Genomic DNA, 13,033 nt, shown 5'->3' with positions numbered 1-13,033 from the left:
TCTTCCCTGATCCCGGCTTCCCCCTGATGCCGCTTGCCTTTCACCATCGCCTGCGCGTGCTGCGCCGGTTGGCGTGGTATGCGCTGGCCGGTGGGCTGGTGCTGGTCGCGCTGGTGCTGGGCGTGCTCAGTCAGCTGCTGCCGCTGGCGCAGCGGCATCCCGACCAGGTGGCGGCCTGGTTGAGCCAGCAGGCCGGCCGGCCGATCAGTTTCGATGCGCTGCACACGGCCTGGACGCGGCGCGGCCCGCTGCTGCAGTTCGACGGCCTGCATGTGGGGCCCAAGGGGCCGGGCGAGGGCGTGGATATCGGCCAGGCCGAGCTGCTGGTCTCGCTGTATGCCGGCCTGCTGCCGGGCCGGGCCTTCACCGAGCTGCGTCTGCGCAATCTGGCGCTGGAGGCCGAGCGCGCCGACGACGGCAGCTGGTCGATCCGCGGCTTTCCGGGGCAGCAGACCCGCGGCGATCCCTTCGATGCGCTCAATGGCCTGGGCGAGCTGCAGGTGGTCGATGGCCGTCTGCGCGTGATCGCGCCGTCGCTGGGCCTGGACCTGCAGCTGCCGCACGTGGACCTGCGCCTGCGCGTGCAGGGCCGCGACGTGCACGCCGGGGCGCGCCTGCGCGAGCGCGTGGGCGGCACCCCGATCGACCTGGCCCTGCTGTTCGACCGCGAGCGCGGCGACGGCCGCGCCTATCTGGAAGCCCGGGCCTTGCGCCTGGCCGACTGGCCGGCGCTGTCCAACCTGGCGGGCCTGCGCCTGCAGGGCGGGCAGGGCGAGGTGCGGGCCTGGGCGCGTCTGAAGGCCAAGCGCCTGCAGCAGGCGCAGTTCGACCTGGACCTGCGCCAGGTCCGGTTGGGCGCAAACGATCGTCGTGGCGAGGTGGCCTTCGACCAGGTGCGCGGGCTGGCGCGCGTGCAGGTGCAGCCGGACGGCTGGCGACTGGATGTGCCGCAGCTCACGCTGGGCAAGGTCGGCGCCGGGCAGGGCGTGCGCGGGCTGACCCTGGCCGGCGGTGCGCGCTCGGCGCTGCTGGTCGACGCGCTGCAGGCCGAGCCGCTGCTGCAGGTGCTGGCGTTGCACGATCGCGTTGCGCCCGGCCTGCGCGAGTGGCTGCGCCAGGCCCGTCCGCAGGTCGGCCTGTCCCAGGTCAGCGCGGCCGGCACCCTGCAGGGGCCGCTGCGGCTGCAGGCGCGGGTCGATGGCCTGGCATTCGCGCCGGTCGGGCATGCGCCGGGGCTGTCGGGCCTGGGCGGGTCGCTCACCGGCGATGCGCAGGGCCTGGCGCTGGTGCTGGACCCGAAGCTGCCGTTCAAGTTCGACTGGCCGGCCGGCTTCGGCGTGGTCCATCCGGCCACGCTGCACGGCACGCTGGCGGCCTGGCGCGAGGGCGAGGGCTGGAGGGCCGGCACGCCGTCGCTGGTGGTGGACGGGCCGGACTTCGGCGTGACTGCGCGCGGTGAGGTGTGGTTCCAGAACGATGGCACGCGGCCCTGGCTCAACGTCGCCGCGCAGGTGCACGACACGCCGGTGCCGGCCGCGCGCGGCTTCTGGGTGCGCCACCTGATGTCCAAGCCGGCGCTGGAATGGCTGGATCGGGCGATGCAGGGCGGCATGGTGCGCAACGGCACCGGCCTGGTCGGGGGCGATCTGGACGACTGGCCGTTCGTGCATCAGCAGGGCATCTTCGATGCGCAGGCCGACATCGAGCAGGGGCGCATCCGCTTCCAGCCCGACTGGCCGGACATGACCGAGCTGGACGCGCACGTGCGCTTCCTCGGCAATGGGTTCTCGCTGGAAGGCAAGGGCCGCCTGGGCGAGGTGCCGGTCTCGCGCCTGCAGGGCGGCATCGCCGACTGGCACGAGAGCGTGCTCAAGATCGAGGCCGAAGGCGGCGACGATGCCGCGCGCCTGCTTTCGCTGCTGCGCCACAGCCCGCTGCAGCAGCGCTACGGCGAGGCGATGAAGGGCCTGAGCGTGTCCGGCCCGGCCAAGGTGCAGTTCGGCATGACCCTGCCGCTGCGCGGTGGCGCGCAGCCCGAGGTCAGCGGCCAGGTGCAACTGGACCGCGCGCAGGTGGCCGACAGCACCTACGACCTGGCCTTCACCGAGGTGCGCGGGACGGCGACGTTCTCGCAGGGCGGCTTCGACGCGCCGCAGCTGGACGCGCTGCGCGCCGGCGCGCCGGCGCAGCTGGCGCTGCGTGCCGGCGATGCGGTGCAGGACGCGGCGCATGTGTTCGAGGCGCGCCTGGCCGCGCCGCTGACCGCGGCCGAGCTGCTCGCCCGCGTACCCGAGCTGAACTGGTTGAACAGTTACATGCAGGGCCGCTCGCCGTGGACCATCGACGTCGGCGTGGGGGCGCCCGCGCAGGGCGGCGGCGATCCGCCGGTGAGCGTCACCGCGCAGTCCGATCTGACCGGCACCGCGCTCAAGCTGCCGGCGCCGCTGGACAAGCCGGCCACGCGCGCGCTGCCGGCCACCGTGGCGGTGCAGATGCCGCTGGAGCAGGGGCGAGTGGACGTGAGCTTCGGCCGGCTGATGGCGCTGCGTGCGCAGCCGCGCGCGGGCGCCACCGGCGTACGCGTGGACCTGGGCCGCGCGAGCATTTCCCAGCCGGTCCCGGCCAGTGGCCTGAGCGTGGGCGGCACCGCGCCGGTGCTGGATGCGGCCGGCTGGATCGCGGTGGCGCGCGCCTCGGGCAGCGCGCCGGCCGACGATCCGCTGGTCAAGGCCGGCGCGGCCGCCGCGCCGCTGACCAGCCCGCAGGCCGGCGCGCCGCCGCCGCCGCCGGCGAACAGCCAGCCGCTGGCGCTGCGTGGCATCGACCTGACCGCGCAGAAGCTGCTGCTGATCGGCGCCGCCTTCCCCAACACCCGCGTGCAGCTCAGCCCGGCCCGCGCCGCGCTGGACGTCAGGCTCTCCGGCGACGCGCTGGCCGGCCATGTGCACGTGCCCGACGACGCCAATGCCACGATCGAAGGCCAGCTCGACCGGCTGTACTGGACCTCGGCCACGCCGGCGCCGGACCCGGCCACTGCGGCGACCCGGCCGGCGACCTCGCCCGACGGCTCGACCCCGGTCGAGGACGACCTGGACCCCACCGCGCTGCCGCCGCTGTCGCTGCAGATCGGCGATCTGCGCTTCGGCGATGCCAAGCTGGGCCAGACCACGCTGCGCACGCGCAAGCTGCCGGCCGGCCTGCACATCGACACCCTGCAGATGCGCGCGCCGCAGCAGAAGATCGACATCACCGGCGACTGGACCGGGCGTGGGCGCAGCGCACGCACGCATCTGCAGGTGCAGGTCGACAGCGACGATGTCGGCACGCTGATGGACGGGCTGGGATTTACCGGCCGGGTGCGCGGTGGCCACGGCAAGGTCGGCCTGGATCTGGCCTGGCCCTCGAGTCCGGCCGGCTTCACCCTGGCCGGGCTGGACGGCAGTGCGCGCTTCGACATCCACGACGGCGCGCTGCTGGAAGTCGAACCCGGCGCCGGCCGCGTGCTGTCCTTGTTCAGCCTGACCCAGCTGCCCAAGCGGCTGATGCTGGATTTCCGCGACTTCTTCTCCAAGGGGCTGGCCTTCAACCAGGTCAAGGGCGAAGTGGACCTGGGCGGCGGCCAGGCCAGGACCGACGACACGGTCATCAACGGCTCGGCGGCCGAGATCCGCATCACTGGCAGCACCGACCTGAAGGCGCAGACCTTCGACCAGACCATCCACGTGCTGCCGCGCTCTGGCAACCTGCTCACCGTGGTCGGCGCCGTCGCCGGCGGACCGGTCGGCGCGGCGGTGGGTGCGGCGGCCAACGCCGTGCTGCGCAAGCCGCTGAGCGAGGTCGGCGCCAAGACCTACCACGTCACCGGCCCCTGGAAGGATCCGGACGTGCAGGTGACCGAACACAACGAAGCCGCGCCCGCACCGGCGCCCACGCCAACCGCGCCCACGCCGTAGCGCGCGGCTTGCAATCGCCCCCCACACCCCGATCATTGCTGCCATGACCTCATCTGCCATCGCCCTCGCCGAATCGCGCCTGCTGCTGCCCGCAGGCCTGGACCAGACCGGACTGGACCGTGCCTTCGGCACGCTGCTTGGACCGGGCATCGACTTCGGCGACCTGTATTTCCAGCACACCCGGCGCGAGAGCTGGACGGTGGAGGACGGCATCGTCAAGGACGGTGCGCATTCGATCGAGCAGGGCGTCGGCGTGCGCGCGATCTCCGGCGAGAAGACCGGCTTCGCCTATTCGGACGACATCAACGCGGCCGCGCTGCTGACCGCCGCCGGCTCGGCGCGGGCGATCGCGCGCGACGGCGCCAGCCACGCCCCGCGCGCCCTGGTGCGCGGCACCGGCCGGGCGCTGTACGCGCCGGAGGATCCGGTCGATGCGATGGACAACGACGCCAAGGTCGCCGCGCTGCGCGCGGTCGACCGGCTGCTGCGCGCGGCCGATCCGCGCGTGCAGCAGGTCAGCGTGAGCCTGTCCGGCGGCGTGGACACCGTGCTGGTGGCACGCAGCGACGGCGTGCTCGCCTCGGACGTGCGCCCGCTGGTGCGGCTGAACATCCAGGTGATCGTCGAGCAGAACGGCCGCCGCGAGTCCGGCTATGCCGGCTACGGCGGGCGCTATTCCTATGCGCAGCTGCTGGCCGACGGCAAGCCGGAGGAGTTCGCGCGCGAGGCGCTGCGCCAGGCGCTGGTCAACCTGGAGGCGGTCGACGCGCCGGCCGGGGTGATGCCGGTGGTGCTGGCCTCGGGCTGGCCGGGCGTGCTGCTGCACGAGGCCGTCGGCCACGGCCTGGAAGGCGACTTCAACCGCAAGGGCACCAGCGTCTACGCCGGACGCATCGGCCAGCAGGTCGCCTCGCGCGGCGTGACCATCGTCGACGACGGCACGCTGGAGGGCCGGCGCGGCTCGCTCAACATCGACGACGAGGGCCAGCCGACCCAGTGCACCACGCTGATCGAGGACGGCGTGCTGGTCGGCTACATGCAGGACAGCCTCAACGCGCGCCTGATGGGCATGGCGCCGACCGGCAACGGCCGCCGCGAATCCTTCGCCCACCTGCCGATGCCGCGCATGACCAACACCTACATGCTCGCCGGCCAGCACGAGCCGGAGGAGATGATCCGCTCGGTCAAGAAAGGTCTGTATGCGGTCAACTTCGGCGGCGGCCAGGTCGACATCACCAGCGGCAAGTACGTGTTCTCGGCGACCGAGGCCTACCTGATCGAGGACGGCAAGATCACCGCGCCGGTCAAGGGCGCCACGCTGATCGGCAATGGCCCGGAGACGATGCAGAAGGTGCGCATGGTCGGCAACGACCTGGCGCTGGACGCCGGCGTGGGCGTGTGCGGCAAGGATGGCCAGAGCGTGCCGGTGGGCGTGGGCCAGCCGTCCCTGCTGATCGACGGGCTGACCGTGGGCGGCACGCAGGCGTGAGGGGGGCGGTTTGCCTCCCTTCTCCCACTGCGACGGTGTGCCGTCTGGTGAACAGGTGTCCGCAGCGCGGATGAGGGTGCCGGGCGTGCTTCAGGCACTGCGCGCGCGCCGGGCCCTTACCCCGACCCCTCTCCCTGGGGGAGCGGGGCTAGTCTTCGCGCTCGTCGAGCGCATCGGCATCGTTCGCGTCGGCCGCATCGATCAGGCCGCGGATCTCGCGATACAGCTCGCGGTAGGACGCCGGCGGCTTGTTCTTCTTGCGCTCCTCGGCGACGTTGCGCACCAGCTGGCGCAGGCGCTGGCGGTCCGCGTCGGGGAAGGCATCGACCAGCTGGGTCAGCGCGTCGGGGTCGTCCAGCAGGCGCTCGCGCCAGCTTTCGGCCTGGTGCATCAGGCCGGTCTCACGGCGCGCGGCGTCGCCGCCGGCGTCCAGCGCGTCGCGGATCGCCTCCAGCGTCGCGTCGTCCTCCTTGCGCATCTGTTTGGCCAGGTACTGCAGCTGGCGCTTGTGCGCGATGTGCGAGGTGACCTTCTGCGTGTCGCGCACGTGGTCGGCCAGCTCCTCGCTCATCGGCAGCTGGGCCAGGCGCGCGGCCGGCAGCGCCACCAGCTGTTCGGCCAGGGCGCGCACCTCCAGCGCGTCCTGCCGCTGCTGGGTGCGGCTGGGGCCGTAGAACTCGCCGGTTTCCGGATCGCGTCCGCGCATCTCACACTTCTCCACGAGTCGGCGCGCGCAGCGCGCCGGATCAATCGAAATCCAATCAATAGGATAAGCCATTGAACGCCATCGCTTCCCCCGTGCATGACGACAGCAACGCGCGCCTGAACCATCTGGCGCGCCTGTCCGAGCGCCTGCTGGACATGGCCCGCGCGCGCGGCGCCAGCCAGGCCGAGGTCAGCTGCAGCGAGGATCGCGGCCTGAACGTCAACGTGCGCCTGGGCGAGGTGGAGACGGTCGAATCCACCCAGGACCGCGCCATCGGCGTGACCGTCTACTTCGGCCAGCGCAAGGGCAGCGCCAGCACCGCCGACCTGCGCGAGGACAGCCTGGCCGCCACGGTCGAACAGGCCTGCGCCATCGCGCGCTACACCGAGGACGATGCGGCCGCCGGCCTGGCCGACGCCGCGCGCATGGCCACGGCCTTCCCGGACCTGGACACCTGGCATCCGTGGGAACTGGACGCCGACACGGCCATCGACCTGGCGCTGGCCTGCGAGGCGGCCGGGCGGCAGGCCGATGCGCGCATCAGCAATTCCGACGGCGCCTCGGTGGGCAGCGGTTACGGGCTGTCGGTGTACGCCAATTCGCACGGCTTCGTCGGGCGCGAGCGCGGCACCCATCATTCGATCAGCTGCGCCCTGATCGCCGGCACCGGCGAAGGCATGCAGCGCGACGGCTGGTACACCACCGCGCTGGCGCGCGAGCGGCTGCAGGCGCCGGAAGCCGTCGGCCTGCGCGCCGCGCAGCGCACCGTGGCGCGCCTGGCGCCGCGCGACCTGGCCACCGGCCAGTATCCGGTGCTGTACAGCGCCGAGGTCGCGCGTTCGCTGATCGGGCACCTGCTCGGCGCGGTCAGCGGCGGCGCGCTGTATCGCAAGGCCAGCTTCCTGCTCGATCGCGCCGGCACGCAGGTGTTCCCGGACTGGTTCTCGATCGAGGAGCGGCCGCTGCTGCGCGGCGGCCTGCGGTCGGGCAGCTTCGATGCCGAGGGCGTGGCCACGGTCGATTCGCCGCTGGTCGCCCATGGGGTGCTGCAGCGTTACGTGCTGGGCAGCTATTCGGCGCGCAAGTTGGGCCTGAGCAGCACCGGCAACGCCGGCGGCGTGCACAACCTCATCGTATCCAGCAATGCCGGCGACCTGCCGTCCCTGCTGCGCGAGATGGGCACCGGCCTGCTGGTGACCGAGCTGATGGGGCAGGGCGTCAACGGCGTCACCGGCGATTACTCGCGCGGCGCCGGCGGGTTCTGGATCGAGAACGGTCAGATCGCCTACCCGGTCGACAACGTGACCGTGGCCGGCAACCTCAAGGACATCTTCGCCGCCATCGAGGCGGTCGGCAGCGACATCGACCCGCGCTCGCACATCGCGATGGGCTCGCTGCTGGTGGGCAAAATGACGGTTGCCGGAGGCCAATAAGCGCCGCGTTCGCACGTGAACAGGGCGATCCGGGCCGGATCGCCAGAAATCACTTGCCCATCACATCGCTGACGTGCAATGTCGCCAACGCCGGATCGGCATGACCGAGGCTTCGACCGCACCTGGTCGGCCCGGACAGGGGGACAACATGAAGCGACTTCTCTGCCTGCTGGCCTTCGGCTGGCTGCTAGGCCTTTCGACGACTGCGCTGGCGGCCGATGCGCACGTGGCGCTGGTCAAGCGCGTGGAAGGCAGTGTCAAAGTCGTGCGCGCCTCCGGTAGCGTCGAGGCGAGCGGCGGCACGCAGCTGCTGGTGTCCGACCGCCTGATCGCCGCGCCCGGTGCGACGGCCTCGATCGTCTTCCGCGACGGCACGCTGCTCACGCTGGGCTCGGGCGCCGACGTGCTGGTGCGCGACTACCTGTTCGAGCCCAAGGACGACGCGTTCTCCTTCTCGCTCTATCTGGGCAAGGGCTCGGCGATCTACGAGTCCGGCAAGATCGGCAAGCTCAAGCCGGAGGCGGTCAAGATCGACACGCCCACCGCGACGGTCGGCGTGCGCGGCACCCGCCTGCTGATCGAGGCGAACTGAACGCCATGACGTGTTCGATGCGCCACGCCTGGGTGCGGGTCGCCGTGCTGTGTGCCGCCCTCGGTCTGGGCGCCTGCGCGTCCACGCCGACCCGGGTGACGTTGCTGCCGGATCACGACGGCAAGGTCGGCGCACTGGTGGTGTCCACCGCACAGGGCCAGCAGCGCATCGAGCAGGCATACGCCACGGTCAGCGTCGGCGATGCCAAGGCCCGGCCGGGCGCGCCGCGCGGCCAGGACCAGGCGGCATTCGAGCAGGCCCATCGCGCGCTGCTGGACGCCCAGCCCACGCCGCCGCGCAGTTTCGTGCTGAACTTCAGGTTCGACAGCATGGAGCTGACGCCGGAATCGAAGAAGCAGCTGCCCGGCGTGCTGGAGGTGGTGCGCGGCCGCCTGCCGACCGAGGTCACGGTGTTCGGCTATGCCGACTCGGCCGGCACGGCCAAGTACAACATGGACCTGTCCGAGCAGCGTGCCCGCGGGGTGGCCAGGCTGCTCAAGCAGATCGATCCGGACCTGCCGGTGGAAGTGCGCTGGTTCGGCGACAAGGTGCCGCTGGTGCCGACCCGGCCGGGGGTGCCGGAACAGCGCAACCGGCGCGCCGAGATCTTCGTTCTCTAGACGCGCGCCCGACCATGCAGCTCGCGCCCGCCCTGACCGAATCCTCGCCCCGTCGGCGGCTGGGGTTCCTGCTGCTGGCCGTGCTGGTGGCGGTGCTCGTGGTCATCAGCGGCCTGTGGAAGGACGCGCCGGTGGCGCGGCTGGACCGCGCGCTGCTGGACGGGCTGCTGGTCCATGCCGCCTCCGGTGTGCAGGCGCCGGACACGGTGGTGGTGGACATCGACGAGGTCAGCCTGGCGGCGGTGGGGCAGTGGCCGTGGCCGCGCTATCGCCTGGCCACCCTGATCGAGCGCGTCGCGGCCGAGCACCCGTCGGCGATCGCGCTGGACATCCTGCTGCCCGAGCCCGATCGCACCTCGCTGATCGACATCCAGCAGACCTTCAAGCGCGACTTCGACCTGGACGTGTCTTTCGCCGGCGTGCCGGCCGGGCTGCTGGACAACGATGGCTACCTGGCCCAGGTGATGGCGCGGCACGCGGTGATCGGCGCGCGCTATTTCTACTTCGACCATGCCACCGAGGGCGCCGGGCCGGTGCGGCCCGGGGTGGGTTTCGAGGGGCGCCTGGACCGGCTGCAGCTGCCGCAGGCGCCTGGCGTGCTGGACAACGTGGCGCCGATCGCCGCGCGCACGCGCACCGCCGGCTTCGTCAACATCCGCGCCGACGACGATGGCCAGCTGCGGCGCGCGCCGCTGCTGATCGCCCATCGCGGCGTGGTGCACGCCAGCCTGGCGCTGGCCGCGACCATGCAGGCGCTGGGCGTGCGCAGCGGCCAGATCGAACAGGATCGCGACGGCCTGTCGCTGCGGCTGGGCACGCACCGCGTGCCGATCGACGCGGCCGGCCAGGCCAGGCTGCGCTTCAACGGCGGGCCGGCCCAGTACACCAGCATTCCGGCGGTGGACGTGCTGGCCGGGCGCGCGCGCAGCCAGGACCTGCGCGGCCGGATCGTGTTCATCGGCTCCTCCGCCGTCGGGCTCAACGATCTGCATCGCACGGCGCTGGATCGCGACTTCTCCGGCGTCAAGCTGCAGGCGGTGCTGGCGCAGAATTTGATGGACGGCAACGCAGTGCGCGTGCCGAGTTGGGGCACGGGCGCGGCGCTGCTGAGCAGCGTGCTGGGCGCGCTGCTGCTGGCCTGGCTGTTCGCTGCCGGGCGCGGGCTGGCGCTGCTGGCGGCGCTGGGCGCGCTGCTGGCCGCGGGCCTGCTGGCGTTGGCGGCGGCGGTGTTCGCGCGCACCGGGGTGTACCTGCCGACCGGCGCGGCGCTGCTGACCCTGGGCCTGCTGCTGGCGCTGTGTTGCGGCGCGCGTCTGGTGACCCAGCATCGCCGCGCGCAGCGCTGGCGCCGGCAGCTGGAGAACGCTCGCCAGGTCACGATCGAATCGATGGCCGCGGTGGCCGAGACGCGCGACCCGGAGACAGGCGCGCACATCAAGCGCACCCAGCACTACGTGCGCGCCGTGGCCCGGCACCTGCAGCGCAGCGGCCACTACACCGACATCCTCACGCGCGAGTACATCGACCTGCTGTTCCTGTCCGCGCCGCTGCACGACATCGGCAAGGTCGGTGTGCCCGACCACATCCTGCTCAAGCCCGGCGCGCTGACGCCGGAGGAGCTGGTGATCATGCGCCGCCACGCCGAATACGGCCGCCAGATCATCCTGAGCACGTCCGGGCGGATCGAGGGCGACAACTTCCTGCAGATCGCCGGCGACATCGCCGCCACCCACCACGAGAAATGGGATGGCAGCGGCTATCCGGCCGGGTTGAAGGGCCAGGAGATCCCGCTGTCGGGCCGGATCATGGCGGTGGCCGACATCTACGACGCGCTGATCAGCCGGCGCTGCTACAAGGATCCGTTCCCGCACGAGCGCGCCAAGGCCATGATGCTCGAGCTGCGCGGTACGACCTTCGACCCGGTGGTGCTGGACGCGTTCTTCCAGATCGAGGCCGAGGTGCTGCAGATCGCCGCGCGCTATCGCGACGAGGACGATGCGTCGGACGGGGATTGGGACGACACGCTGGCCGGCCTGGATGGCCGCACCCGGCCTCAGGCCACGTAAGCTGCGCAGGGACCGGCGCACATCGCCGGCCGGCTTCCTTCCACCCTGGACCTGCGAGAAACGCGCATGAACGAATTCGAGAACGTCACCGCACCGCCGCCGCCCCCGCCGGGCACGCCCTCGGCCGAGGACCGGCAGTGGGCGCTGTTCGCCCATCTCTCGGCGCTGCTCGGCGGCCTGCTGACCTCCGGCTGGCTGGCCAGTCTGGGCTGCGTGATCGGCCCGCTGATCATCTGGCAGATCAAGAAGGACACGCTGCCCTTCGCCGCCGACCAGGCCAAGGAGGCGCTGAACTTCAACATCACCGTGGCGATCATCATGCTGGTGCTGACCCTCATCGGTCTGGTCACGCTGGGCATCGGCTTCATCGTCACCGGCCCGCTGATGTTGCTGGTGGGCATCGCCGCGCTGGTGTTCATCATCATCGCCGCGATCAAGTCCAACAACGGCGAAGCCTATCGGTATCCGTTCGCGTTGCGCTTCATCAAGTAGGCGCGCGCGGTGACCTGAAAAAGCCCGGCTTCGGCCGGGCTTTTTTCTTGCGGTGGCCAGACAGGCGCCGCCGTGCAGCCGGCCTTCGCTGAACAGGCGGCCACGCGGTGTGGTCCGACGTGTTGTCTGCGGTCTTGGCGAGCCGCTAACTTGATCGCCCGGATATCCCCGGATCCTGGAGCGAAGCGATGAAGAAACGTTGGGAACACGCCGCCGCCTGCGCCGCACTGTCCGCGCTTGCGCTGCTTGCAGGCTGTAAGCCGCAGCCGCAGCCGCAGCCGCAGCCGCAGCCGCAGCCGCAGCCGCAGCCGCAGCCGCAGCCGCAGCCGCCTGCGCCGCAGGCCGCCATCGCCAATCCGGCATCCGAGTACTGCGTCAAGCGGGGCGGACGGCTGGAAACGGTCAACGAGGCGGATGGTGCGAAGGGTGTGTGCCATTTGCCGGATGGCACGGCGATTGAAGAATGGACGCTGTACCGCCGCGATCATCCTGCGTAGTAGCGGGGGGCGTAAGCCGCGGACTCAATGCCCGCGCCGCACCGTCAGCTCGCCCAGCGCGGCCAGTGCATCGGCGCGCTCGGCGAAAGGGGCGAGCAGGTCGCGCATCTGCGCGGCCAGGCTGTCCAGCCTGGCCTTGGCGCCGTCCATGCCGAGCAGGGCGGGGTAGGTGGACTTGTCCTGGGCGGCGTCCTTGCCGGCAGTCTTGCCGAGGGTCTCGGAGCTGGCTTCGACGTCGAGGATGTCGTCGCGCACCTGGAAGGCCAGGCCGAGCGCGTCGGCGAAGCGGTCCAGGCGCTGCAGCGTGGCCGCGTCCGCGCCGCCGGCCAGCGCGCCCAGCCGCACGCTGGCGCGGATCAGGGCGCCGGTCTTGAGCGCGTGCATGCGCTGCAGCGCGGACAGCGACTGCTGCTGGCCGGTGGCGTCGATGTCCAGCGCCTGGCCGCCGCACATGCCGGCCACGCCGCTGGCTCGGGCCAGGGTCTGCAGCCAGGCCACGCGCAGCGCGGAGTCGACGTGCGCGTCGGCGAGCACTTCGAATGCACGCGTCTGCAGCGCGTCGCCGGCGAGGATCGCGGTGGCTTCGTCGAAGGCGACGTGGACGGTCGGGCGGCCGCGGCGCATCGCGTCGTCGTCCATCGCCGGCAGATCGTCGTGCACCAGGGAATAGGCGTGGATCAGTTCCACCGCTGCGGCGGGTGCATCGAGCGTGGCTTCATCGGCACCGGTCAGCGTGCCGGCCGCGTACACCAGCAGCGGACGCATGCGCTTGCCGCCGCCGAGCACGGCGTGACGCATCGCCGCGTGCAGGCGCTGCGGGGCCAGGTCGGGCGCGGGCAGCGCGGCCTCCAGCACCGCTTCGACGCGCTGTGCCCAGCGCGCGAACGCGGTCTCACTGCCCATCGGGCAGCGGCGCGAAGGGTTCGGCGGTCTCGGGGCGGTCCGGGTCGGTGAGCAGGCGCACGCGCAGTTCGGCCTGCTCCAGCGCGGTGCGGCAGCTGCGGTACAGGCCGACGCCGCGTTCGTAGGCGGCCAGGGACTCTTCCAGGCTCAGGTCACCCTGTTCCATGCGCGCGACCAGCTGCTCCAGCTCGTCCAGCGATTGCTCGAAATGCGCCACGGGTGAGGCGTCGGCGGTGGGTTTGTTAGCCATGGGCAAAGTGTGGGGGCCATGCTGCGAAGGGT

General features: G+C 71.8%; 11 protein-coding genes. 7 read left to right on the top strand and 4 right to left on the bottom strand.

Features of this window, described 5'->3' with window-relative positions:
* Positions 1-26: 26 nt before the first annotated feature.
* Both QE438_RS07660 and tldD read left to right on the top strand, forming a co-directional pair.
* Positions 27-3,953, top strand: coding sequence for a YhdP family protein (locus QE438_RS07660; protein WP_306991350.1), 3,927 nt, complete (start codon positions 27-29; stop codon positions 3,951-3,953).
* Between the two features lie 43 nt (positions 3,954-3,996).
* Positions 3,997-5,442, top strand: coding sequence for a metalloprotease TldD (gene tldD, locus QE438_RS07655; protein WP_130522920.1), 1,446 nt, complete (start codon positions 3,997-3,999; stop codon positions 5,440-5,442).
* A 148-nt stretch (positions 5,443-5,590) separates the two neighbouring features.
* Here tldD and yjgA read toward each other — a convergent pair whose 3' ends face one another.
* Positions 5,591-6,148 (bottom strand): ribosome biogenesis factor YjgA, encoded by a 558-nt coding sequence (gene yjgA, locus QE438_RS07650; RefSeq protein ID WP_306991352.1) that lies wholly within the window; start codon positions 6,146-6,148, stop codon positions 5,591-5,593.
* A 71-nt stretch (positions 6,149-6,219) separates the two neighbouring features.
* Between yjgA and pmbA the strand changes: the two genes are divergently transcribed.
* The 5 genes from pmbA to QE438_RS07625 all read left to right on the top strand — a co-directional run bounded on the left by pmbA (position 6,220) and on the right by QE438_RS07625 (position 11,351).
* Entirely contained in the window at positions 6,220-7,581 is a 1,362-nt protein-coding gene (gene pmbA, locus QE438_RS07645) for a metalloprotease PmbA (RefSeq protein WP_306991354.1), read from the top strand.
* Between the two features lie 148 nt (positions 7,582-7,729).
* Complete coding sequence (locus QE438_RS07640) at positions 7,730-8,173, top strand: FecR domain-containing protein (RefSeq protein ID WP_130522917.1); 444 nt, start codon at positions 7,730-7,732, stop codon at positions 8,171-8,173.
* Positions 8,174-8,190: 17 nt separating this feature from the next.
* Entirely contained in the window at positions 8,191-8,793 is a 603-nt protein-coding gene (locus QE438_RS07635; RefSeq protein WP_307183968.1) for an OmpA family protein, read from the top strand.
* Between the two features lie 14 nt (positions 8,794-8,807).
* Positions 8,808-10,859, top strand: coding sequence for a CHASE2 domain-containing protein (locus tag QE438_RS07630; protein WP_306991358.1), 2,052 nt, complete (start codon positions 8,808-8,810; stop codon positions 10,857-10,859).
* A gap of 66 nt (positions 10,860-10,925) precedes the next feature.
* A complete protein-coding gene (locus tag QE438_RS07625) occupies positions 10,926-11,351 on the top strand; it encodes a DUF4870 domain-containing protein (RefSeq protein ID WP_306991360.1) in 426 nt (141 codons plus the stop codon).
* Here the strand turns inward: QE438_RS07625 and QE438_RS07620 are convergent.
* The 3 genes from QE438_RS07620 to QE438_RS07610 are packed head-to-tail and all read right to left on the bottom strand — an operon-like array spanning position 11,315 to position 13,001.
* Positions 11,315-11,839 (bottom strand): hypothetical protein, encoded by a 525-nt coding sequence (locus tag QE438_RS07620; RefSeq protein WP_306991363.1) that lies wholly within the window; start codon positions 11,837-11,839, stop codon positions 11,315-11,317. The two genes, QE438_RS07625 and QE438_RS07620, sit on opposite strands and share 37 nt — an antisense overlap.
* A gap of 33 nt (positions 11,840-11,872) precedes the next feature.
* Positions 11,873-12,751 (bottom strand): farnesyl diphosphate synthase, encoded by an 879-nt coding sequence (locus QE438_RS07615; RefSeq protein ID WP_307183970.1) that lies wholly within the window; start codon positions 12,749-12,751, stop codon positions 11,873-11,875.
* The gene (locus QE438_RS07610) at positions 12,741-13,001 is read right to left on the bottom strand and encodes an exodeoxyribonuclease VII small subunit (protein ID WP_130521307.1); all 261 of its coding nucleotides are present in this window, start codon (positions 12,999-13,001) and stop codon (positions 12,741-12,743) included. The genes QE438_RS07615 and QE438_RS07610 overlap by 11 nt, the downstream gene beginning before the upstream one ends.
* Between the last annotated feature and the right edge of the window lie 32 nt (positions 13,002-13,033).

Source organism: Pseudoxanthomonas sp. SORGH_AS_0997, from assembly GCF_031453535.1.
Taxonomy (GTDB): Bacteria; Pseudomonadota; Gammaproteobacteria; order Xanthomonadales; family Xanthomonadaceae; genus Pseudoxanthomonas_A; species Pseudoxanthomonas_A winnipegensis.
Note: the sequence above shows the minus strand (reverse complement) of the source record. Positions and strands in the feature narration are given on the sequence as shown.

Bases quoted from the DNA above. Each gene is read 5' to 3' on its own strand.
- QE438_RS07635 (WP_307183968.1), top strand. From the start codon at position 8,191: ATGCGCCACGCCTGGGTGCGGGTCGCCGTGCTGTGTGCCGCCCTCGGT.
- QE438_RS07615 (WP_307183970.1), bottom strand. From the start codon at position 12,751: ATGGGCAGTGAGACCGCGTTCGCGCGCTGGGCACAGCGCGTCGAAGCG.
- yjgA (WP_306991352.1), bottom strand. From the start codon at position 6,148: ATGCGCGGACGCGATCCGGAAACCGGCGAGTTCTACGGCCCCAGCCGC.
- QE438_RS07630 (WP_306991358.1), top strand. From the start codon at position 8,808: ATGCAGCTCGCGCCCGCCCTGACCGAATCCTCGCCCCGTCGGCGGCTG.
- QE438_RS07625 (WP_306991360.1), top strand. From the start codon at position 10,926: ATGAACGAATTCGAGAACGTCACCGCACCGCCGCCGCCCCCGCCGGGC.
- QE438_RS07640 (WP_130522917.1), top strand. From the start codon at position 7,730: ATGAAGCGACTTCTCTGCCTGCTGGCCTTCGGCTGGCTGCTAGGCCTT.
- tldD (WP_130522920.1), top strand. From the start codon at position 3,997: ATGACCTCATCTGCCATCGCCCTCGCCGAATCGCGCCTGCTGCTGCCC.
- QE438_RS07620 (WP_306991363.1), bottom strand. From the start codon at position 11,839: ATGATCGCGGCGGTACAGCGTCCATTCTTCAATCGCCGTGCCATCCGG.
- QE438_RS07660 (WP_306991350.1), top strand. From the start codon at position 27: ATGCCGCTTGCCTTTCACCATCGCCTGCGCGTGCTGCGCCGGTTGGCG.
- QE438_RS07610 (WP_130521307.1), bottom strand. From the start codon at position 13,001: ATGGCTAACAAACCCACCGCCGACGCCTCACCCGTGGCGCATTTCGAG.